This is a genomic window from Stutzerimonas kunmingensis (assembly GCF_032106285.1).
Taxonomy (GTDB): domain Bacteria; phylum Pseudomonadota; class Gammaproteobacteria; order Pseudomonadales; family Pseudomonadaceae; genus Stutzerimonas; species Stutzerimonas kunmingensis_B.
Window position 1 is genome coordinate 193,563 of the sequence record NZ_DAMCPO010000002.1, and the last position, 21,256, is coordinate 214,818.

Consider the following 21,256-nt stretch of genomic DNA (forward strand, 5'->3'; position numbering starts at 1 on the left):
GCCGGAAATTCCTCGCAGCGCCCGCCACGCATCACCGGTCAGGCGGACAGGGCTTGAATCAGCGCCTGGCTGAACGCTGGGATGTCATCGGGCTTGCGGCTGCTGATCAGTTGACCGTCCACTACCACCTCCTGGTCCACCCAATCGGCGCCGGCGTTCTTCAGGTCGTCGGTAAGCGATGGCCAGCTGGTCATGCGCTTGCCCTTGACCAGTCCGGCCGAGATCAGCAGCCAGCCGCCGTGACAGATCACTGCGATCGGCTTGTTCGCCGCGGCGGCGTCGCGTACCAGCTTTTGTGCGCTTTCGTCGGTGCGAATGGTGTCGGAGTTGACCACGCCGCCGGGCAGCAGCACGGCGTCATAGTCATTCATATCGAGGTCGTCGAAGGTCTTGTCCACGTGAAACTTGCTGGCCGGCGTGGTGTGGTTCCAGCCGGTCACTTCGCCATTCTTGGCGGAGACGATCTGCGCTGTCGCACCGGCCTTCTCCAGCGCTTCCTGCGGGCCGGTCAGCTCGACCTGCTCGAAGCCGTCGGTCACCAGGATTGCCACGCGCTTGCCGTTGAGGGATTGGGTCATGAGCATGCCTCCGTCTGTCTGTCGGTAACGCTCGCCGAATGCGAGTCACTTGAAATGGGACCCGCATCTCAGCCAAAGTTCGCCCTTTCGTGCCGGTGGCACTTTGCCTTCTAGTCGAGCGTCCCCCTCATGGCCGTTGAACTCTCCGCCGAACAGATCCGCCGGGTGCTGCAAGGCATCAGCGTGCCGCCGCAACCGCAGATCATGGTCGACCTGCAGATGGAGCAGGTCATGCCGGTGCCCGATCTGAAAGCCATCGCCCGGCTGATAAGTCAGGACCCGGGGCTTTCGGGGGCGCTGCTCAAGCTGGTCAACTCGCCGCATTTCGGTCTGGCCAACCGCATCGCATCCATCCAGCAGGCGGTGAACCTGCTGGGCTGCAATTCGGTGATCAACCTGATCAATGCGCAGTCGATCAAGGGCGAGATGAGCGACGAGACCATCGTCACGCTCAGCCGCTTCTGGGACAGCGCGCAGGACGTGGCCATGGCCTGCCTGACCCTGGCCAAGCGCATCGGCTACCAGTCGCCGGACGAGGCCTACACCCTCGGGCTGTTCCACAATTGCGGCATCCCCCTGATGCTCAAGCGCTTCCCCGGCTACATGAGTGTGCTGGAAGAGGCCTACGCCAGCACCGGAGACGGCCAGCGCATCGTCGATATCGAGAATCGCGTGCTCAGCACCAACCATGCGGTGGTCGGCTACTTCACCGCCAAATCGTGGAACCTGCCGCTGCACCTGTGCGATGCCATCGCCAATCACCATAACGCGCTGTCGCTGTTCGCCGACGACTCGGGGCGCGACGCGCCGATCAAGACGCTGCTGGCGATCCTCAAGATGGCCGAGCACATCTGCGCCTGTCATCGGGTGCTCGGCGCGCAGCCGGACGATCACGAGTGGGACAGCGTGTCGCAGCTGGTGCTCGAATACGTCGGGCTGTCGGAATACGATTTCGTCTGCCTCAAGGAAAGCATCCGCGAGCTGGGCGTGGGCTGACGGCCCGGCGCCGGCCTGCTAAGGTCGGCATCCCTTCGCTGTATCCAACGTCCCGCCATGCCCGAACTTCCCGAAGTCGAAACTACCCGCCGTGGTATTGAGCCATACCTTGTTGGTCAGCGTGTCAGCCGCGTGCTGGTGCGTGACCGGCGGTTGCGCTGGCCGATCCCGGAAGACCTCGATGTGCGTCTGTCCGGCCAACGTATCCAGGCCGTCGAGCGTCGTGCCAAATACCTGCTGATTAAGGCCGAGAGCGGCACGCTGATCGTTCATCTGGGCATGTCCGGAAGCCTGCGTCTGGTTGACGCGGCATTGCCGGCGGCCAAGCACGAGCACGTCGATATCCTGCTGGAGTCCGGCCAGGCGCTGCGCTACACCGATCCGCGGCGCTTCGGCGCGATGCTCTGGAGCCACGAGCCGCTCGCCCATGTGTTGCTCGCCAGTCTCGGGCCCGAGCCGCTCAGCGAGGATTTCGACGGTGACCGTTTGTATAGGCTGTCGCGTGGGCGCAGCATGGCGGTCAAGCCGTTCATCATGGACAACGCGGTAGTGGTGGGCGTCGGCAACATCTATGCGAGCGAGGCACTGTTCGCCGCCGGGATCGATCCGCGGCGGCCGGCCGGGAGCATCTCGCGAGCGCGTTACCTGAAACTGGGCGAGGAAATCCGGCGGATACTGGCGATGGCCATCGAGCGTGGCGGCACGACGTTGCGCGATTTCGTCGGCGGCGATGGCAAGCCCGGCTATTTTCAGCAGGAGCTGTTCGTCTACGGGCGGGCCGGCGAATTCTGCAAGAACTGCGGCGGCACGCTGCGTGAGATTCGCCTCGGTCAGCGCGCCAGCGTGTATTGCGCTCGCTGCCAGCGTTGAGCGGCTGGCGGAACTGTGCATGCGTTGACGGCGTTCACGCTCAGCGTGCCCCGGCCACTGCTATAGTGGCCGCCACAACTAAAAATTGCCGCGTTTCGCACATCTGAAGGACCACACCATGAATCTGTTCCGCTCTACCGCTGCTGTCTTGGCACTGACCACTGGCCTGCTGGCGCTGCCGGCACATGCGGAGTCGGTCCCGCAGAACGCCAGTGGTGATCCGATGTACTCCGTAGAAGCGCCCAAGGCCTACTCCATGGTCGGTGACCTGATCATCGCCCGCCCGCTGCTGATCGCCGCGACTGCCATCGGCGCCGGTGTTTTCGTTGTCAGCCTGCCGTTCACCGCCTTGGGCGGCAACGTCGGCGAGGCTGGCAAGGCTCTGGTCGTCGAGCCGGGCAAAGCGGCGTTCGTACGCTGCCTGGGCTGCACCACCAGCGGTTACAACGCCCAGCGTTGATCGACGTCATCCGCATCGCGACTGGCAGGGCTTGAGCCTTCCGGTCGCGGTGTTGCTGCAGTAGGCTTCGCCTCCCATCCCGAGCCGCGAAGCCCCCTCCTTGAACAGCCGCTTCTTCAAGACATTTCTGCCCATCGTGGGCCTGCTGATGTTGTCCTGGTCGTTCTGGGCCAGTGACGGATGGCTCGAGCTGTGCGCGGGACTCGCCCTGTTCCTGTTCGGCATGCAATGCCTCGAAGAGGGGCTGCGCCAACTGGCCGGTAGCAAGCTCGAACAGCTGCTGACGCGCAGTACGGCGACGCCGCTCAAGGGCCTGATGTTCGGCATGAGCGGCACCATGCTGCTGCAGTCCAGCACGCTGGTCTCGTTGCTCACCATCGCTTTCATCAGCACCGGGCTGATCAAGCTTGCCGGCGGTATCGCCATTCTGTTCGGCGCCAATCTCGGCTCCACCACGGGTATCTGGCTGCTGGCACTGGCCGGGCAGAACGTCAGCCTGAGTCCGCTGGCCTTGCCGCTGCTGGTTTTCGGGGTGCTGGCCAGCTTCACCGGCGACAAGGGCAAGGCGGCCGGGCGTATCGTGCTCGGCATCGCCTTCATCTTTCTCGGCATCGATCAGATCAAGACCGGTTTCTCCAGCTTTGGTGGCATGGACCTGTCGCAGTACCACGCTGGGGGTCTGGCCGGGCAGCTGATGTTCGTCGCGATCGGCCTGTTTGCCACGGTGGTGCTGCAGTCCAGCCATGCCACATTGATGCTGACGCTGACCGCTTTGGCTACCGGCCAGCTGGATCTCGGCCAGGCGCTGGCGACGGCGATCGGCGCCAATGTCGGCACGAGCGTCACCACTGCGTTCGTCGGCTCGCTCGGCGGCAACCGCAGTGGTCAGCGCCTGGCGCTGGCCCATGTACTGTTCAACGTGACTACCGCCGTGCTGGCTATCGCGCTGCTGCCGCCGTTGACCTGGCTGGTCCAGTGGCTGGTCGCGCCGCTGGGCCTGGCTGAAAACCGCCTGATTCAGCTGGCGCTGTTCCATACGCTGTTCAACGCCATGGGTGTGCTGTTGTTCTGGCCGTGGCAGGCGCAGCTGGCAAACCTGCTGTTGCGCGTGTTGCCCGAGCGAGTCGAACCGACGGTGCTGATCACCGAACTGGCGCCTGCTCGACCGGAGGAGCCGACCCGCGCGCGCTACCTGAATGACCGTGCGCTGGACTCCGCGGATGCTGCCGCCAGCGCCGTGGCGCAGGAGCTGCAGCATCTGGCGCGCCTGAGTCTCGAGGTGATCTGCCATGCCACCTATCTGCCGGTGGACCAGCTGCGCCAGCAGGGACGGATTGACGAGGCGCTGATCAACGCGAAGCCCGACGCCCAGGCCCTGGATGCCGAGCGGCTGTATCAGCGGCATATCAAGGGCGTGTATTCCGATCTGCTGACCTTCATGGGGCGTCTGGAGCTGCCGCTGGACGAGAGCCACCAGGCGTTCTGGCTGAGCTGCCAGGTTGCGGCGCTGCAGCTGGTGGACGCGGTCAAGGATGCCAAGCACCTGCAGAAGAACCTCGGACACTACCTGCGCACCGATGACTCCGCGGCGCGCCAGGCGTATGTCGAGTTGCGTCGGCATTTGCTGGAGTCGTTGCGCGAGATCCGCGCGCTCAACCACTCGGAGCTGCCCGATGAGCTATGGCGCGAGCGCTTGAACTGGCTGGACGAGCGCGCTGCGAAGTTCGATGCGGAGTTTCGCCGGCGCCTGTTCGAGTCGATCCGCAACCAGAAGCTGGACGGTTTGCAGAGCAGTTCGCTGATGAACGACCTGGGCTACGCCAGCCGCATCATCCAGAGTCTGCGCAACGCCTTGCTGCTCGGCGAGGGCCATGAGCTGACGCGGCAGCTGCGTCAGCTCGCTGAGGACGAAGGCCCGGTCATTCTGCAGCTGTAACCGGCTCGCGGCGTGCCGGCACCATCAGTGCCTGGCCGATGCCGCGCGGGTCGCTGGCCGCCTCGACCGTGCCGCTCGGCTTGTGCCAATAGAGCACCTGCTGGTTGCCGTAGTCGCGTTCGATCAGCCTGGGCTGGTGGCCGCGCGCGCGCAGGGCGTCCAGCTGCGCCGGGGTGAAGGCATCGGCTTCGTACTGCAGTACGTCGGGCAGGTACTGGTGGTGATAGCGCGGCACTGCCGGCCAGGCCTGCACCGGTTCGCCATCCAGGTAAGACAGTGCCGAAAGCAGCACCATGCTCGGGATGCGGCTGCCGCCGGGCGTGCCAAAGGCGGCGAACTCCTCGGCGCTTTCGATGAAGGTCGGGCTCATGCTCGACAGCGGCCGCTTGCCGCCGGAGATGGCATTGGCGCTGCTGCCTTTCAGGCCATAGGCATTGCTGCCATCGATGTCGGCGGCGAAATCGTCCATCTCGTCGTTGAGCAGCACACCGGTGCCGGGCACGGTGAAGGCGGCGCCGAACATCATGTTCAGCGACAGCGTCGCCGCCACCGCATTGCCTTCGGCATCGATCACCGCGAAGTGAGTGGTGTGCTCGCCCTCGCGCCAGCGTGGCGCGGGCGGCAATGCGCTGCTCGGCGTGGCCCGATCAGGGTCGATGGAGCTGGCGAGCTGGTCCAGGTACTGGTCTGAAAGTAGATGTCGCAGTGGTGACGCGACGAAATCCGGATCGCCCAGTTGCCCGCGGTCGCGATAGGCCCGGCGCAACGCCTCGACCACCAGATGGCTGCGTTGCAGCGGTTCGGCGTCGCGCCAGGACAGGCGTTCGAGAATGCCCAGGCTCTGCGCGAGGATCATGCCGCCGGCTGACGGCGGTGGCGCGCCGATCAGCTCACGACCATTGGCGAGGGTGAAGCGTAGTGGCTCGCGCTCGACGGTGTGGTAGTCGGCCAGATCCTCCAGCGACCAGATGCCGCCGGCGGCGCGAACGCCTTGCACCAATTTCTTCGCGAACTCACCGCGGTAGAAGCCGTCGCGGCCGTGAATGGCCAGGCGCTCCAGGGTCTGCGCCAGCTCCGGCTGGCGTAGCCGATGGCCTTCGGCTGGCAGGTTCCCGTCGTGGAGAAACAGGCGCGCGCTTTCCGGATCGTCACGCAACTCCGCGAGGCGCCAGCCGGCACGCTGGCGGTAGACGGCATCCACCGCGAAGCCATCGCGAGCCAGCGCGATGGCCGGCGCCAGGGTGGTCTTCAGGGGCAGGCGGCCGCGCTTCTCGGCGAGTTCGACCAGCGCGGCCGGCGTGCCGGGAATCGCTGCGGCCAGCGGGCCGTTCAGCGAGAGTTCGCGCTGGATCTTGCCATCGCGCAGGTACAGGTCCGGCGTGGCGGCGGCGGGTGCGCGCTCGCGGGCATCGAGAAAAATGTGGCGAGCAGGATCGCCGGCTTCGCGCAGCAGAAAGAAGCCGCCGCCGCCAAGTCCGGAGCCGTATGGCTCGACCACCGCCAGGGCGGCGCTGACTGCAACGGTGGCATCGAAGGCGTTGCCGCCGGCTTCGAGAATGCGCCGGCCAACTTCACTGGCCAGCGGATGGGCCGTGGCGACGGCACCGTTTGCAAGAGGGTTGCCCTGGGCCGCGCAGGCCAGCAGCAGGAGGGCGGCGAGACAACCCTGGAGGCCCCTGAGCAGGCGGGTCCTTCGGGTCGGTCGCCGCGAGAGCATCACGCCTTGCCGGTGATGATCAGGTACTTCTGCATCAGTTCGTCCTTGCTTTCGACGTTGTTCTCGTCGAGCGGGATGCAGTCCACCGGGCAGACCTGCTGGCACTGTGGCTCGTCGTAGTGGCCGACGCATTCGGTGCAGAGGTTGGGGTCGATGACGTAGATTTCCTCGCCCTGGGAAATGGCGCTGTTCGGGCACTCTGGCTCGCACACATCGCAGTTGATGCAGTCATCGGTGATTTTCAGGGACATCCAGCGAACTCCTGCCGTGGCTCGAACCACGGCACAGCAATATTACGACCGGGCAATTGTGCCGCATCGCCGGCCAGCGTGCACTCGACGCGGCCCGGCGGGCATCGTCAGTTCTGGCCGAAGCGCTCGTGCAACGCGCTCATCACCGCCGGGTGGACGAATTTGGATACGTCACCCTTGAGCGAGGCAATCTCCCGAACCAGCGTCGAGGAAATATAGGAGTACTTTTCCGACGGCGTGAGGAACAGGCTTTCCACATCGGGTGCCAGCTGGCGGTTCATATTGGCCAGCTGGAACTCGTACTCGAAGTCCGAAACCGCACGCAGCCCGCGCAGCAGGATATTGGCCTGCTGCTCCTTGACGAAGTGCGCCAGCAGCGTGGAGAAACCCATGACCTTCACGTTCGGCAGGTGCTTGGTGACTTCTTGAGCCAGCGCCACACGTTGCTCGAGCGGGAACAGCGGGTTCTTCTTGGGGTTGGCCGCCACGGCGATGATGACCTCGTCGAACAGGCGCGAGGCGCGTTCCACCAGATCGGCGTGGCCCATGGTGATGGGATCGAAGGTTCCCGGATACAACACTCGATTCATCGCGGCGTCCTGACGCATGCGTGGGGGTGTGGATGGTAGCGGCTCGGTGTCGACAGCGTAAAGCCTGAATGCCGTGCGGCGATCTGACGTGAATGGGAGTCAATCTCAGGACTTCTTCAGCCGATCATCCAGATCCGACGCCAATTTCGCGCACAGCGCGTAGATCGAGAGCTGGGGGTTGGCGCCGATGCTGGTGGGAAACAGCGAGCCGTCGTGTATGGAAAGGTTTGCCAGCTGGTGGTGCCGTCCCAGGCTGTCGGTCACCGCCTGGCGCGGGTCTTCGCCCATGGCGCAGCCGCCCATGACGTGGGCGCTGCCAAGGCGGGTGCGGTACAGCGCGAGGTCCAGACCTTCGATCAGCTCGCGGGCGGCACGCGGCGTGCGCACGTAGCGGGCGTCGCCATGCAGGGGCAGCACGGCACGGGCGCCGGCGGCGAACTGGATCTCGGCCATGCTGTGAAAGGCGCGGCGGATGCCGTTCCAGGCATAGTCGGTCATGCGGTAGTTGAGCACCGGACTGCCGTCGCTGCGCAGCTCGACCGTGCCCTCGGCGCTGTCCGGATGAAAGCCGTCGCGCTGCAGGGCGATCATCGCGTGGGTATGCGGCAGCGCGGCCATGCGCTGGGCATTCTCCGGGCCGAAGCCGCCAAGCAGGGTAGTCGCGAGCGCGGGATGGATGGGCGGAACTTCGAGCTTGTAGCCGGCCGGCCCGGTAACCCCGTCGTGCCACTGGAAGTGGTCGGAATAGATCGACTGTGGTGCGCCGCTGAAGGCATCGATGCGCTCGTCGAATTGCGCTGCGGAGAAGTTGGTCAGGTGCAGGAAGGTGCGCTTGCCGACGCGTTGGTGCGGGTCGGGAGCGTTCGAGCGCAGCAGCAAACCCGGCGTGTTGATGCCGCCGCCGGCCAGAATGTAGTGCCTGGCGACGACGCGGATGCGGTGTCCGTTCGGCTCTACGCCGCGTTCGTCCATGCCCAGGCAGTCCAAGCCGACGACCCGCTCGCCCTGCATCAGCAAGCGCTCGGCGCGGCTGAGGTAGAGCAGTTCACCGCCGTTTTCCAGCATTGCGGGAATGCTGGTGACCAGCATCGACTGTTTGGCGTTGGTCGGGCAGCCCATGCCGCAGTAGCCCAGGTTCCAGCAGCCACGCACGTTGCGCGGGATCACCGCCCAGTGCTGGCCAAGGCTTTCGCAGCCGCGCTGTAGTACCGCGTTGTTGGCATTCGGCGGCACGGTCCAGGGCGCGATGCCGAGGCGCTGCTCCATGCGTTCGAACCAGGGCTGCAGCGTTTCGGCCGAAAGCCCGCTGACGCCGTGCTCACTGGCCCAATGCTGCAGGGTCTGCGGCGGTGTGCGAAAGCTCGAAGTCCAGTTCACCAGCGTGGTGCCGCCGACGGCGCGACCCTGCAGGATGGTGATGGCGCCGTCCTTGCTGGTGCGGCCGATGGCTTCCTGATAGAGCGAGCGGTAGGCGCGGCCCTCCTGCATGTCGAAGTCGCCGCTGGTGCGCAGCGGGCCTTCCTCGATAAGCAACACCTTGTAGCCGGCTGCGCTCAGCACTTCGGCGCTGGTGGCACCGCCTGCGCCGCTGCCGACGATGGCGATGTCGGCTTCCAGGGTCAGATCGTCCTCCAGTCGTGAGCCGTCGTATGTGGTCCAGCCACGGGCAAGGCCTGCAGCAAACAAGTCGGGAACGGGCACGGATGCCTCCTATCAGTCAGACCTTCGGTGGTCCGGGATAACCGCAGTGCGCCCAGGCGGCGGGGCTGGCGTACCAGGCCATGAGGATCATCTGCAGCAGCGAGGCATGACCCTGACGCAGCAGGGCGAGCGAGCTGTTTTGCCAGCGCTGAAGGAACGCGCGTACTTGATCATCGGAGGCTACCTCCCAGCCGCTCCAGATTCCGGTCAGCGGCCCGCGGGTCAGCGGCAGGCTGAGTACGTCGAACAGCTGGCGTACCTGACTTAGCAGCGCGGGCGACAAGTGGTGCAGGCCCAGGTCAAGGCTGACGAGGGTGGTTTGCACGGCCTGCGGCATGTCTTTGGGCGCCGCCGAGCCTTCCAGCAGCAACGGCGTTAGTCGGCGCAGCATGGGCAGATCGCTGTCACGCAGCACGGAGAAGCCGCTCGCCGCGCCGTCCGCCGAGGCGCTGAGGGTCCGGCTGAGCAAGCCACCGCCGGCCAGGAGCGCGCCGCCGAGCAGTCCGACCTTGAGCAGGCCGCGGCGATTGAGGGACAGGTCGTGCATTGCTTCAGCCACGCATCAGCGGATGAACAGCGCATAGATCAGCCTCTGCCACCACTTGCCGTAGGGCGGGTAGATCAGCCGGGCAGCATTGAAGCGCTGCTTGATGAACACACCCTTGGCCTTGCTGAAGGTGAGGAAGCCTTCGTGGCCGTGGTAGTGCCCCATGCCGGACGGGCCGATGCCGCCGAAGGGGAGGTCGTCCTGGGCGACGTGCAGCAGGGTATCGTTCAGGCACACGCCGCCGGAGTGGGTGGTTTGCAGCATGCGCTGCTGCTCGCTGCGGTCGTAGCCGAAGTAGTACAGCGCCAGCGGTCGTGGGCGTGCATTGATGTAAGCCACCGCTTCGTCCAGATCGGCGTACGGCACGATCGGCAACAGCGGGCCGAAGATTTCCTCCTGCATCACGCGCATGTCGTCGGTGGTGTTCAGCAGCAGGCAGTGCGGCATGCGCCGTTGCTGCGCCTCGGCAAACAGCGGCACGACATGCGCGCCCTTGGCCTGCGCATCGTCGAGGTAGTCCTGCAGTCGCGTCAGCTGACGCGCATTGATGATCGCGGTGTAGTCGGGATTGTCCGCAAGGCTCGGATACAGACGCTGTACCGCCTCACGGTAGGCACCGACGAAGCCCTCGACACGCTCGCGCGGCACCAGCACATAGTCCGGCGCGACGCAGGTCTGCCCGGCGTTCATGCACTTGCCGAAGGCGATGCGCTCGGCGGCATCGGCCAACGGGACGCTGGCCGAGACGATCGCCGGCGACTTGCCACCGAGCTCCAGCGTCACCGGTGTCAGGTTCTCCGCTGCCGCGCGCATCACCTCGCGGCCGATGTGTGTCGAACCGGTGAACAGCAGGTGATCGAACGGCAGCCGGGCGAAGGCTTGCCCGACCTCTACATCGCCCAGTACTACCGCCACCTGATTCTCGGGGAAGATCTGCGTCAGCAGGGCCTTGAGTAGCTGGCCGGTGGCCGGCGTCGACTCGCTCATCTTCAGCATCACGCGGTTGCCGGCGGCGAGCGCGCCGATCAGCGGCCCGATGGCCAGATAGAGCGGGTAGTTCCACGGCACGATGATGCCGACCACGCCCAGCGGCTGGTAGACCACCCGTGCGCTGGCTGGCTGGAAGGCGAGGCCGACATGTCGGCGTGAGGGTTTCATCCAGCGCCGCAGGTGACGGCTGGCGTAACGGATGCCGTGCAGGCTGGGCATGATTTCCGCCAGCAGGGTTTCGTCGGCCGAACGATGACCGAAATCCGCAGCGATTGCCTCGATCAGCGCCGGTTGATGGCCGGCCAGCACATCGCGCAGGGCGTCCAGCCAACGCAGGCGATCCTCTTCCGAGGGCATCGGTGCGGCGGTGAAGGCCGAACGCTGGCGGGCGAACAGGGCCTCCATGGCGACCAGCGCTTGCGGGATTTCGGCTGACATGCGGGCTCCTGATGCGATATGCTGGAGGATTTCTAGAGTAATTACTCTAAACTGTCAACGAGACGTGCTTACCCGCCTGCTGGCGTGTACCGTTGCTTCCTTCGCTTCGCCGCCGAGAACTCGCCGCCTCATGGCATCCCGCACCAAGACCCGTGACCGCATCATCGAAGCCAGCCTGGGGCTGTTCAACGCCCAGGGCGAGCGGAACGTTACGACCAACCACATCGCCGCCCATCTCGGCATCTCGCCGGGCAATCTGTACTACCACTTCCCCAACAAGCAGGCGATCGTCGCAGAGCTGTTCGGGCAGTACGAATCGCGTGTCGACCAGTTCCTGCGCCTGCCGCCGGAGCGGGAGATGCAAGTCCAGGACAAGGCGCTTTACCTCGAGTCTCTGCTGGGCGCGATGTGGGATTACCGCTTTCTCCATCGTGATCTGGAAGGCCTGCTGGATGCCAATCCGCAGCTCGCCCAGCGCTACCAGGCGTTCGCCGGCCGTTGCCTGCGGCATGCTCGGGCGATCTATCAGGGGTTCGTCGATGCCGGCATTCTGCTGATGGATCCCGCCCAGGTTGAGGACATCGCGCTTAACGCCTGGATCATAATCACGTCGTGGGTGCGCTTCCTTTCCACTAGTGGCATTCGTTCGGACCGGTTGAGCGAGGCCTTGCTGTGTCGTGGTGTTTATCAGGTGCTGGTATTGGAGGAGGGCGTTGTCGCCGACGCGGCGCGGGTGAATTATGGCGAGCTTTGTCGGCGGTTTTGGGTGCCGTTAGACGTAGCTGTCAGGGAAGTATGGCACCTGGATATCGAGCTGGATTGACATTTAATTGGCGCCATCTGCCGATAGGGTCAACCTTTCATCGGTGGTGATGGCATTTTGCTTGTATAGAGTCAGACGCTATGGATTAATACCGGTGGGCGGAAGGTCGTTTATTACGGTGAATCCATGTGGATCGTTCAAGTATTTGCCCGTAGGTTGACGGCAACGGCAATCCGATTTTTTGCATTATTGGGGCCGCACCGTTCGGCGTACGCCATTTTGCTCCATGGTCTGCTGTTAGCCCTGCCTGTTCACGCTGATGCTAGCTCAACGGCCCGTCCGGGCAGTGTCGCTTTCTGGTACGCCTCCTCTCCGCCGCTGGAAGAACTGGCACAGTTCGAGTGGGCGGTTCTTGAATCTGGCCATCTCTCACGACGAGACGTGGCGTTTCTTCGCGCTCAGGGCAGTTCGCCCTTTGCCTATCTTTCCGTTGGTGAATACGACGGCGACCTCGCCGAGGGTGGCGACGAGATCGCCCGGAGCGCAAGCGAGGTCCGTAACCAGGCCTGGAATAGTCAGGTCATGCAGTTGAGTGCCCCGGCGTGGCGCGAACATCTGCTGGCTCAAGCCCGAGCCCTCGAGCAGCAGGGCTACGTCGGTCTTTTCCTGGATACGCTGGACAGCTTCCTGCTTTTGCCCGAGGACAGGCGCGAAGCCGAGCGCGTCGCGCTGCGCGATTTTCTTCAGCAACTGCACCGGGAGCTGCCGGAGCTCAAGCTGATCTTCAATCGCGGGTTCGAAGTACTTCCCGAATTGCCGGGCGTGGCGAGCGCGGTGGCGGTCGAATCGATTCACGCCGGCTGGGATGCCGGTCGCGGACGTTACCGTGCCGTGCCGCAAGCTGACCGGGACTGGCTCGACATCCACCTCGATCCATTGCGTGCCCAAGGCGTGCCGTTGATCGCCATCGATTACCTGCCATCCACACAGCGCGAGGAGGCGCGCGCGCTAGCCGAGCGTCTACGTGGCGAGCGTTTCATACCCTTCGTCACCATGCCTGAGCTGGATTATCTCGGGATCAGCACGCTGGAGGTCCAGCCTCGACGCGTTGCGGTGATCTACGACCCACGGGAAGGTCCGCTTTCGAGCAACCGCGGTCATATGTTTCTGGGCGGGCTGATCGAATACCTTGGCTATCGGGTCGACTACCTACCAGCTGACCAGCTGCCGACAAACCCGATGGGCGGGCTCTATGCCGGTGTCGTGACCTGGATGACCAATGGCCCGCCGGACGATTCTGCCGCTTTTGACGACTGGCTCGTGGCCCGGCTCGACGAAGGCGTTCCGCTGGCCATCATGGGAGGGGTTCCCGTGGTCGGCCGGGCAGTGCTCAGGCGGTTGGGGATGCGCCACGTTGGCAAGCCGGCGAAGCCCGGTGTCACAATCCTCGCGCAGGACAAAACCCTGGTGGGCGGTTTCGAAGCGCCGGTTACGGTGCGAGTTCGCGAGCTGGTAGCGCTCGACACGATCGATGGCGAGGCACAGGCAGGCCTGAGTCTGGTCGATAGCGAGCAGCGCCGTTACACGCCGGTGGCGACCGGGCCTGCCGGCGGTGTTGCGCTGACGCCCTACATCATTGAAGAGGGGCCTGACTACCAGCGCTGGATTCTCGACCCGTTCGTCTTCTTGCAGCGTGCCCTTCGGTTGCCGCCGTTGCCCCGTCCGGATGCGACCACCGAAAACGGGCGGCGTATCGCGACGGTGCATATCGATGGCGATGGTTTTCTGTCTCGTGCCGAGGTGGCCGGCTCCCCATATGCCGGTCGCGAGGTGCTCGAGGCGTTCATCGAACCGCATGGGTTGCTGACGTCGGTATCGGTGATCGAAGGGGAAATCGGGCCCAAAGGCCGCTATCCCCATCTCGCCCGCGAACTGGAGCCGATCGCGCGCGAAATATTCGCCAATCGTAAGGTCGAGGTGGCCAGCCACAGTTTCAGTCATCCGTTTTACTGGCAGCCGGAGCGCGCCCAGCTCCGGGAAGGCTTTACCGCCGAGTACGGCATGACGATGGCCATTCCCGGCTATGACAGGCTGGATTTCACACGGGAGGTGGTGGGTTCGACGGCCTACATAAACGAGCGGCTGACCACCGCCGACAAGCCCGTGAAGATGATCTTCTGGACCGGCGACGCCCTGCCGGATGCGGCTACGATCAAGCTCGCTTACGACGCCGGCCTGGAGAACGTCAACGGCGGAACGACCATCCTGACCCGCGCGCATCCTTCATTGACCGGGCTATCGCCGCTGATCCGGCCGACGGCCGGCGGCATCCAGTACTACGCGCCGATCATCAACGAGAACCTCTATACCAATCTCTGGCAGGGGCCCTATTACGGTTTCCGGGGTGTGCTCGAGACCTTCGCGCTGACCGATGCCCCCCGCCGTCTGCGCGGCCTGCATCTGTATTACCACTTTTACTCTGCGACCAAGCAGGCATCGATACGGGTCATGCAGGACATCTACCGATCGATGCAGGCCGAACAGCCGATATCGCTCTGGATGAGCCAGTACATCCGACGGATGAATGGTTTGCACCAGTCGAGCCTGGCCCGGCTCGGCGATGGCCGCTGGCAGATTCGTGGCCTGGATGGGCTCCGCACCTTGCGGCTGGATCCAGTGCTCGGTTGGCCGGACCTGCGCCGCTCGCAGGGCGTCGCCGGGGTTCGCGAACTGCCGCAGGGTCGCTACGTGCACCTGAGCGATGCGCACGCCGTGCTCGCGCTGCGTCCCGAGCGCGACCCCAGGCCCGCCCTGGAGCAGGCGAACCTGCCGCTGCTGGGCTGGGACTATCTGGATGACGACCGAGTGAAATTTTCCTTCGCGGGAGAAATGCCGCTGCGGTTTTCCGTTCGCGCCAGCGGCCGCTGCTCGCTGGAAGTTGCGGGCAAGCGTCATGCGGGCGCGAAGGTTCAGGGCTTGTGGCAGTTCGAGCTGGCAGAGACGCGGGTGAGCGATGCGCAACTCCTCTGCCACTGAACCCGTTCGGCTTCTCAGTCCCTGGGCCCTGCTGCTCGTCGGCGGGCTAGTCGTTACCCTGCTGGTCGTCACCTACCATGGCGACGAGGTCTTCATGCCGAGCGAGCGGCAACCTGATGCCGTCTCGATCAGCTACGCCGAACTGCTGCTGGAAGCCCATCCTGATGACACCAGCTTGCGGCTCAAACTCATCGAACAGCTCATTGCCCTCGGCGACCATGTCCGCGCCCGCTCACACGTCTTCAGGCTGAATGAGGCGTCTGGCGATGTCCGCTTTTTCCTGGCGGAGCTGGCCGTACTCGAGGCTCAGGCGACTGAAAAAGCGGTCTCCGCCCAGACCCTCGCGGCGCTGAGTGCCCAACTACGCGGCGTGGTGCGCGAAGGGCTTAGCCTCGAACAACTGGCCCGGCTTGCCCGCCATGCCTTGGCGGTGAACGACCCGAGCCTGGCCGCGCAGGTCTACCTGGACCTGGCTGAGCGAGACGAGGCCAGGCGACAGCAGTGGTTTGGCGAAGCGGTAACGGCCCACCTCGCCGCTGGCGAAACCGGAACGGCCGCACGCTTGCTGAGCGGAATGATCGCCCGTGTTGACAGTGCCGATGACCGGCAGCGCTATGTCAGCGAGGCGTTTTCGGCATACCTTGCCGCGGACCAGGGTGAACAGGCAGCGACCGTGGTGCATGCCAATCTGGACGTCCTGGACGCAGCCGATGGTGCGCTGCTTGAAGCGGCGGTAAAGGCGGGTATCGGCAGCCAGCGGTACGACCTGGCCGCTGAAATCCTGGCACGCTGGCGGCTGCTCGATCCCGAAGGCGTGACCGCGCTGCGCAGCGAAATGCAGCTGCGCCTCGCGGCGGGTCAGCTCGAGCAGGCCTGGGAGGTCGGCCAGCAGCTGGCGAATGTCGCACCGCAGCCCGCCGAGACGCTCGAAACCATGGCCAAGCTCGGCGAATGGACAGGGCGGCCCAGCGAGGCCCTGGGGTACTGGCTGAAGTTGCTGCAGCAGCAGGATGGTCCGCAGGTGCGGGAGCACGCCTGGCGTCTGGCGGCCCAGCTGTTCGATTTCGATAACACCATCCGGTTGCTGGCCGGTGCGGGCGAAAGCCGGCAGCTGTCCGATGCCGAGCTCGACGCCCTGGTCTACAGCCATGGCCAGCGCGGCACGCCAGAGCAGGCCGAGCGCTGGCTGCGTCAGTATCTCAGCGCCCATCCGGATCACAGCCTGGCCTGGGAGCGCCTCCAGCAGTTGCTGGAACAGACGCAGCAACTCGAGGCGCAGGTCGCGCTCTGGGCCGAGCGCGACCGCAGGTTCGGCGTGAGCCTCGAGCAACGATTGGCCTGGGCGCACGTGCATTGGGAGCTGTTCGATTTCCAGACCGCCTGGGCCGTGCTCGATGCAGTCGACCGGCAGCAGGTCAGCGAACCCGCCTACTGGCTCTTGCGCGCCGAACTGGCGTGGGCGTTGGAGCGTGATGAGGATGCAATGGAGGGCTATCAGCGGCTCCAGGCACTTGGGGTCGCCAACAGCGATACTGCCGACGAGCGGCTCATCACCCTTTACGAGCGTCACGCTCCGGCGCGGGCGCTGGACGTCATGATGGCCAGCTGGGAGCGCAAGCGGACCCCGGCGAATCTGACCCGCGCGTTGCAATGGGCGATGCAGCTGGATGATCTGCCACGGTTGCGCCTGCTGGTCGAGCAGGGCCTGCAGCTGCCTGAAGGTGAACGAGTCGGCGCGCTCTGGAGCGCCCGCGCCAGGCTCGCGATGCAGGCGGGTGGGCAGGCCGAGGCCGAGCGGTTGCTGGTCGAGGCCGTTGCGCGCTTTCCGCACGCCGATGCGGTCAAGGAGCAGCTGCTCTGGCATTACATCGACACGGGTAACAAGTCGGCCCTGACCCCGCTGCTGCAGCGCTGGGAGCCGCTCGCGCACAAGCGCAGCAGCCTGTGGCTGCCCTATGCGACTGGTTATCTGCTGCTGAATCGCAACGAACTTGCGTTGCAGTGGTTCGACCGCTTCCTGCGACGCAACCCCGAGGACCTGCTGGTGCAGGCCGCTTACGCCGATGCATTGGACAACGCCGGCTATTTCGACCGAGCGCTGCGGTTGCGACGCCATCTGGCCGGGCTCTTCGATGGCCGGCCTGCGACGGCGGAGCCGGACACCTATCGGACCTACCTGCGCCTGCTCAGTGCGAGTGGGGCCGGCATCGAGATGGTGTTGCGCCTGGAGCGGCCCGATGCCCGCCCCATGCTGCAGATCTGGTTCGATCAGTTCAGCGAGCAGCTCGAGCGGCTCAACCAGCCGGCATTGAAGGACGAATGGCTTGGCTGGGCGCGTCGCAATGGCCTGCGCATCGATCGGTATGCCGAGCTGCAACAAGCATTGCGCGCCCACAATGCCAGCGAGTTGGAGCGCCTGCTCACCGGCGGCGGGCTCGATCCGGCGCAACGAGTCGAAGCCTTGCAACAGCTCGGTGCGTCCCATCGGGCGCTGAGCGAAAGTCTGGCGGCGCTTTCGCCGGACCAACCGGACGCGTTGCAACACCAGTTGCGGGGCCAGGCGCTGGCTCTCCAGGCGCGCCACCCGCAAGGCCTGCAGATCGGCCTGCGTCGGCAGGATTTCGGCACCTTGGAGCTGCGTGGTCAGACGGCGGAGATCGCCCGCCAGTTCGGGCGCGACTGGCATGCCAGCGCCCTGTTCAGCAGACAGCGGTATTCGGGGCCGGGCCTTTCTGATGCCAGCCCCGGTGTCGAGCGGTCCGCTGAGCTCCAGCTGACCCGCGAGCTCGGGCCGGCCTGGCTCGGCGCGGCGCTCGAGATCAGCGACCATGACGAAGGCGATCGCCAGGGCGCAGGTGTGTTTGGCGGCCTTCAACTCACCGATACCGATTCGCTTGAGTTTCACGCCGACTGGCATCGCCAGGCTGAGGAGAGCGGCCTGGCACGTGCATTCGCCCGTCGCGATTCGGTGGCCATCAGTGCGACGCATGGCCTTACACCCCGTGACCAGTTCAGCTGGTCGCTCGCGCAGCAGCGGTTCAGCACATTGGACGGCGAAGCGCTTGGCCACGGGCGCCAGCTGAATCTGGAATTCAGTCATGCACTGTTCTTCGAAGGGCCCAGCTGGACACTGCGCAGCGGCCTGACCCATGCCGCCTATCGACTGGCGGACGGCCCCTTGCATTCAGTCTCGCAAGAACCGGCCGATTACCTGCAGGAGCGCTTCGGTCAGGTCTATGTCGCCAGCACCTGGCGCCGTGGCTTTCCCGGTGCGTTGAACCGCGAAACCCCCCAATACAGCTGGCTGGTCGACGTGCTTGCCGGCTGGCAGTGGACCGAGCAGCAGGTCGGCTACGCGATCAATGCGGGCGTCGGGACGCGGCTGCTCGGTGACGACGAACTGGCGTTCATCCTGGGGTATCAGTCGGCGCCGCGCAACGGCGACGGCGAGCCAGGGGGCACGCTGAGCCTGACCTACAGCACCCGGTTCGGGCGCTGATTTCTCATAGGGAGACCGATCCATGTCATTCATTCGTTATCTGGCCGTGCTCGCCGTGGCCATGCTGGCGACCGGCTGCAGCACCTTCACCGACCACCATACGGCGACCCTGCCGCGTGAGGCGGCGTGGGGACTGGTGCCGGTCGTCAATTTCTCGCAGGCCCCGCAGGCGGGCGAGCGGGTCGAGCAGATCCTGCTCAGCGTGCTGGCCGAGCAGGGCCTGCAGCCGCGGCATTATCCGACCGCACCTCGGTCGGACCTGCCCATGCTCGACGACCGCAGTCGGCTAGCCGATGCGCTGGCCTGGGCAGCGTCGGAGCGGCTCGACTATGTCATCAGCGGCAGCGTCGAGGAGTGGCAGTACAAAAGCGGCCTGGACGGCGAGCCTGCGGTCGGTATCAGCCTGCAGGTGATCGAGCCGGCGACGGGGCGGGTCGTCTGGAGCAAGAGCGGTGCACGTGCCGGCTGGTCACGCGAGAGCCTCGCCGGCACCGGTCAGAAGGTGTTGCGCGAGCTGGCCGGCGCGTTGCGGCTCGAATGATGTCCGTGGGGTCGGCACACAAGGACTTCACGCTGGCGCCGCGCGCCGGCGCGGCTGTGTCGTGGCTGGAAACCTGGGCGATTACCGGCCTGGCGATCGGCCTGGGTTACTGGTTGTCACCCGAAGACCCGCTGATGGTGCAGGCTTCGTTTCACTGGCCGCTGATGGCGCCCCTGTTGCTCGGCATGCGCTACGGCTTCATGCGGGGCATGGTTAGCGCGGTGCTGCTGATCCTCGCGCTTATCGCCTATCACCGCTACGGCGACGGGCTGTATCCGCAGATGCCGGCGTCCTTCATCGTTGGTGTGCTCGTTAGCGGCATGCTGGTAGGGGAGTTTCGTGATATCTGGGAGCGGCGCCTGGAACGGCTCGACCTGGCCAACGACTACCGCCAGTTGCGGCTCGACGAGTTCACCCGGGCCCATTACATCCTTCGCATCTCTCATGACCGTCTGGAGCAGCGGGTCGCGGGCAACGATCAGAGCCTGCGCAGCTCGCTGCTTGGCTTGCGCAACCAGCTGCGCGACCTGCCTCGTGGCGACGATGCGCTGCGGGCCCTGGCGGAACCGGTGCTGGGTCTGCTGGCCCAGTACGGCGCCTTCCGCGCCGCGGCGCTCTATCGGGTGCGCGACGGTGTTGCGCTGCCCGGCGCGCTGAGTGCCATGGGCGATGTCGCCCCGCTCGACCACGACGACTTGCTCATGCGTATGTGCCTGCAGCGCGGCGAGCTTGTCAGCATCCGCGAGCAACTGATCGAGCGAGGCGAGCATCGGCAACATTCGCGTTACCAGCTGTGCGTCCCGCTGATCGACACCGAAGGACGCTTCCTGGCAGTGCTTGCCATCGAGCAGATGCCGTTCTTCTCGTTCAACGACCGGGTGTTCGGCCTGCTCGCCATCCTGGCTGGGCATATCGCGGACCTGATCCTGAGCGATCCGGAGCTGCTCCATCTGCAGGACATGGACAGCCAGCACTTCAGCCAGAACCTCAAGCGCTCGGCCAGCGATGCACGGCTTCACGGGCTCGATGCCAGCCTGTTCGCACTGCAGGTGAAGGCGTCGGCCAACAGCGACAGGCTGTTGCGCCTGATCGAGGATAGCCGTCGCGGGTTGGATCTGCAGCTCAGGCTGACCGACCAGGACGGCGACACCTGCGTGCTGGTGCTGCTGCCCTTGACCTCCGCCGAAGGCGCTCAGGGCTATCTGTTACGCCTCAATACGCTGCTGGGCGAGCGGTTTGGCCAGGGGCAGACGCTGGACAGCCTGCAGGTTCGAGTGCTGGCGCACGACATCGGTGCGGAATACGGGCAGGAAGCCTTGCGTCATTTCCTCTACAGCGAGTGTGGCTTGAATGATCAGCAAGTGGCTGTTTAGTGGCGCGCTGCTGTTCGAGCTGAGCAGCTGGGCGGCGTTCCACGAGCGTTTGAGCGTTGCGCAGGCGACATCGCTGTATCTGGGGGCGCATGCCGCGAGCAGCGCCTTGCTGGCGGCCGGAATCTGGCTGCTCCTGCCTCGTCGCTACAAACTGCCGCTGCCGTGGAGCCCGTTATTCATCTTCTGTCTGGCATTCTTCGTTCCGGTGTTGGGCGCGGTTGGGGTGGCGGCTGCGCTCTTTCCGGCGCTGTACCTGCCCCGGCGTCGGCAGGAGAAGAGCTGGGACTCGATGGGGCTTCCGGAGTTGCCTTTCCGACCGCAGGAGCGCGGCAAGGAACTGATGTTCAACGACGGCGGCCTGCAGGACGTGCTGCGTCATGCTCCAGATACGGAGAAACGGATGGCCGCGCTGTTCGCTACGCGTCGCATGCCGTCCCGCGAAGCCATCCCCATCCTCAAGCTGGCGTTGCGTGATTCGGCTGATGATGTCCGGCTTCTGGCCTATTCGATGCTCGACAAACAGGAAAGTGAGATCAACCTGCGGATCGAGACGGCTCTGCGACAGCTTGCGGTGGCGGAGGGCGCCCACCGTACGGCATTGCACGATGCCCTGGCGCGCTGGTATTGGGAGCTGGCCTATCTTGGGCTGGCCCAGGGAAGCGTCCTGGACCATGTCCTGGAGCAGGCACGTGAGCATGCGCAGCGCACGCTGGATGTCCCGGGCAATCCCTATGCGCATGTCCTGGCGGGGCGGATCGCCTTGGAGCAGGGGCGGCTCGAAACCGCGGCGGACCACTTCTCTCACGCAGAAGCGGCCGGCGTCGGAGTGCCGACGCTGGCTCCTTTCCGTGCGGAAATCGCCTTTCTTCAGGGACGTTATGCCGAGGTTCGCCAGCAGTTGGCCGCGCTCCCGTCCGAAACCCTGCAGCGTCCGCCTTTCGCTGCCCTTGCGAAGTACTGGTTGTGACCC

Annotated in this window: 17 protein-coding genes; 10 read left to right on the top strand and 7 right to left on the bottom strand. The window is 65.1% G+C overall.

All coding sequences use genetic code 11. The annotated features are described in order from the left end of the window. Window positions 1-38: 38 nt before the first annotated feature. Entirely contained in the window at window positions 39-578 is a 540-nt protein-coding gene (locus RT582_RS02590; RefSeq protein ID WP_041015092.1) for a type 1 glutamine amidotransferase domain-containing protein, read from the bottom strand. 129 nt (window positions 579-707) lie between these two features. Here RT582_RS02590 and RT582_RS02595 point away from each other — a divergent pair, with 129 nt between their 5' ends. From RT582_RS02595 to RT582_RS02610, 4 genes are all read left to right on the top strand, one after another. Beyond that, window positions 708-1,574, top strand: a complete 867-nt coding sequence (locus RT582_RS02595) for an HDOD domain-containing protein (protein WP_014818707.1) — start codon at window positions 708-710, stop codon at window positions 1,572-1,574. A 57-nt stretch (window positions 1,575-1,631) separates the two neighbouring features. Beyond that, entirely contained in the window at window positions 1,632-2,444 is an 813-nt protein-coding gene (gene mutM, locus RT582_RS02600) for a bifunctional DNA-formamidopyrimidine glycosylase/DNA-(apurinic or apyrimidinic site) lyase (protein ID WP_313476461.1), read from the top strand. Window positions 2,445-2,562: 118 nt separating this feature from the next. Further along, on the top strand, window positions 2,563-2,904 hold the full coding sequence (locus RT582_RS02605) for a hypothetical protein (RefSeq protein WP_014818709.1): 342 nt from the start codon (window positions 2,563-2,565) through the stop codon (window positions 2,902-2,904). Between the two features lie 148 nt (window positions 2,905-3,052). Continuing rightward, window positions 3,053-4,840, top strand: a complete 1,788-nt coding sequence (locus tag RT582_RS02610; RefSeq protein WP_376746823.1) for a Na/Pi cotransporter family protein — start codon at window positions 3,053-3,055, stop codon at window positions 4,838-4,840. On the opposite strand, the gene ggt is transcribed toward RT582_RS02610, so the two are convergent. The 6 genes from ggt to RT582_RS02640 all read right to left on the bottom strand — a co-directional run bounded on the left by ggt (window position 4,824) and on the right by RT582_RS02640 (window position 11,074). After that, window positions 4,824-6,557, bottom strand: coding sequence for a gamma-glutamyltransferase (gene ggt, locus RT582_RS02615; protein WP_313476464.1), 1,734 nt, complete (start codon window positions 6,555-6,557; stop codon window positions 4,824-4,826). The genes RT582_RS02610 and ggt overlap by 17 nt on opposite strands. Continuing rightward, on the bottom strand, window positions 6,557-6,808 hold the full coding sequence (locus RT582_RS02620; protein WP_003303200.1) for a YfhL family 4Fe-4S dicluster ferredoxin: 252 nt from the start codon (window positions 6,806-6,808) through the stop codon (window positions 6,557-6,559). Before RT582_RS02620 ends, ggt begins: the two co-directional genes overlap by 1 nt. Before the next feature lie 107 nt (window positions 6,809-6,915). Further along, on the bottom strand, window positions 6,916-7,398 hold the full coding sequence (coaD, locus tag RT582_RS02625) for a pantetheine-phosphate adenylyltransferase (RefSeq protein WP_014818712.1): 483 nt from the start codon (window positions 7,396-7,398) through the stop codon (window positions 6,916-6,918). Window positions 7,399-7,503: 105 nt separating this feature from the next. Then, complete coding sequence (locus tag RT582_RS02630) at window positions 7,504-9,099, bottom strand: GMC family oxidoreductase (protein WP_313476466.1); 1,596 nt, start codon at window positions 9,097-9,099, stop codon at window positions 7,504-7,506. Window positions 9,100-9,115: 16 nt separating this feature from the next. Then, the gene (locus tag RT582_RS02635) at window positions 9,116-9,646 is read right to left on the bottom strand and encodes a twin-arginine translocation pathway signal protein (RefSeq protein WP_313476467.1); all 531 of its coding nucleotides are present in this window, start codon (window positions 9,644-9,646) and stop codon (window positions 9,116-9,118) included. A gap of 15 nt (window positions 9,647-9,661) precedes the next feature. After that, window positions 9,662-11,074 (bottom strand): coniferyl aldehyde dehydrogenase, encoded by a 1,413-nt coding sequence (locus RT582_RS02640; protein WP_313476470.1) that lies wholly within the window; start codon window positions 11,072-11,074, stop codon window positions 9,662-9,664. A gap of 130 nt (window positions 11,075-11,204) precedes the next feature. Here RT582_RS02640 and RT582_RS02645 point away from each other — a divergent pair, with 130 nt between their 5' ends. The 6 genes from RT582_RS02645 to RT582_RS02670 all read left to right on the top strand — a co-directional run bounded on the left by RT582_RS02645 (window position 11,205) and on the right by RT582_RS02670 (window position 21,253). Beyond that, complete coding sequence (locus RT582_RS02645) at window positions 11,205-11,897, top strand: TetR/AcrR family transcriptional regulator (protein ID WP_313476471.1); 693 nt, start codon at window positions 11,205-11,207, stop codon at window positions 11,895-11,897. Window positions 11,898-12,023: 126 nt separating this feature from the next. Continuing rightward, the gene (locus RT582_RS02650) at window positions 12,024-14,873 is read left to right on the top strand and encodes a bifunctional glycoside hydrolase 114/ polysaccharide deacetylase family protein (protein ID WP_125876006.1); all 2,850 of its coding nucleotides are present in this window, start codon (window positions 12,024-12,026) and stop codon (window positions 14,871-14,873) included. Beyond that, on the top strand, window positions 14,851-18,372 hold the full coding sequence (locus RT582_RS02655) for a tetratricopeptide repeat protein (protein WP_313476474.1): 3,522 nt from the start codon (window positions 14,851-14,853) through the stop codon (window positions 18,370-18,372). Before RT582_RS02650 ends, RT582_RS02655 begins: the two co-directional genes overlap by 23 nt. A 22-nt stretch (window positions 18,373-18,394) precedes the next feature. After that, entirely contained in the window at window positions 18,395-18,913 is a 519-nt protein-coding gene (locus RT582_RS02660; protein WP_023446902.1) for a hypothetical protein, read from the top strand. Continuing rightward, window positions 18,913-20,286: a PelD GGDEF domain-containing protein gene (locus tag RT582_RS02665; protein ID WP_125876003.1), complete on the top strand. Its 1,374-nt coding sequence runs from the start codon at window positions 18,913-18,915 to the stop codon at window positions 20,284-20,286. Before RT582_RS02660 ends, RT582_RS02665 begins: the two co-directional genes overlap by 1 nt. Next, window positions 20,264-21,253, top strand: coding sequence for a tetratricopeptide repeat protein (locus tag RT582_RS02670; RefSeq protein WP_313476478.1), 990 nt, complete (start codon window positions 20,264-20,266; stop codon window positions 21,251-21,253). The genes RT582_RS02665 and RT582_RS02670 overlap by 23 nt, the downstream gene beginning before the upstream one ends. Window positions 21,254-21,256: the final 3 nt, after the last annotated feature.

Excerpts from the sequence above, each read along its gene's own strand:
- RT582_RS02590 (WP_041015092.1), bottom strand. The coding sequence starts at position 578 with ATGACCCAATCCCTCAACGGCAAGCGCGTGGCAATCCTGGTGACCGAC.
- RT582_RS02595 (WP_014818707.1), top strand. The coding sequence starts at position 708 with ATGGCCGTTGAACTCTCCGCCGAACAGATCCGCCGGGTGCTGCAAGGC.
- mutM (WP_313476461.1), top strand. The coding sequence starts at position 1,632 with ATGCCCGAACTTCCCGAAGTCGAAACTACCCGCCGTGGTATTGAGCCA.
- RT582_RS02605 (WP_014818709.1), top strand. The coding sequence starts at position 2,563 with ATGAATCTGTTCCGCTCTACCGCTGCTGTCTTGGCACTGACCACTGGC.
- RT582_RS02610 (WP_376746823.1), top strand. The coding sequence starts at position 3,053 with ATGTTGTCCTGGTCGTTCTGGGCCAGTGACGGATGGCTCGAGCTGTGC.
- ggt (WP_313476464.1), bottom strand. The coding sequence starts at position 6,557 with ATGCTCTCGCGGCGACCGACCCGAAGGACCCGCCTGCTCAGGGGCCTC.
- RT582_RS02620 (WP_003303200.1), bottom strand. The coding sequence starts at position 6,808 with ATGTCCCTGAAAATCACCGATGACTGCATCAACTGCGATGTGTGCGAG.
- coaD (WP_014818712.1), bottom strand. The coding sequence starts at position 7,398 with ATGAATCGAGTGTTGTATCCGGGAACCTTCGATCCCATCACCATGGGC.
- RT582_RS02635 (WP_313476467.1), bottom strand. The coding sequence starts at position 9,646 with ATGCACGACCTGTCCCTCAATCGCCGCGGCCTGCTCAAGGTCGGACTG.
- RT582_RS02640 (WP_313476470.1), bottom strand. The coding sequence starts at position 11,074 with ATGTCAGCCGAAATCCCGCAAGCGCTGGTCGCCATGGAGGCCCTGTTC.
- RT582_RS02645 (WP_313476471.1), top strand. The coding sequence starts at position 11,205 with ATGGCATCCCGCACCAAGACCCGTGACCGCATCATCGAAGCCAGCCTG.
- RT582_RS02650 (WP_125876006.1), top strand. The coding sequence starts at position 12,024 with ATGTGGATCGTTCAAGTATTTGCCCGTAGGTTGACGGCAACGGCAATC.
- RT582_RS02655 (WP_313476474.1), top strand. The coding sequence starts at position 14,851 with ATGCGCAACTCCTCTGCCACTGAACCCGTTCGGCTTCTCAGTCCCTGG.
- RT582_RS02660 (WP_023446902.1), top strand. The coding sequence starts at position 18,395 with ATGTCATTCATTCGTTATCTGGCCGTGCTCGCCGTGGCCATGCTGGCG.
- RT582_RS02665 (WP_125876003.1), top strand. The coding sequence starts at position 18,913 with ATGTCCGTGGGGTCGGCACACAAGGACTTCACGCTGGCGCCGCGCGCC.
- RT582_RS02670 (WP_313476478.1), top strand. The coding sequence starts at position 20,264 with ATGATCAGCAAGTGGCTGTTTAGTGGCGCGCTGCTGTTCGAGCTGAGC.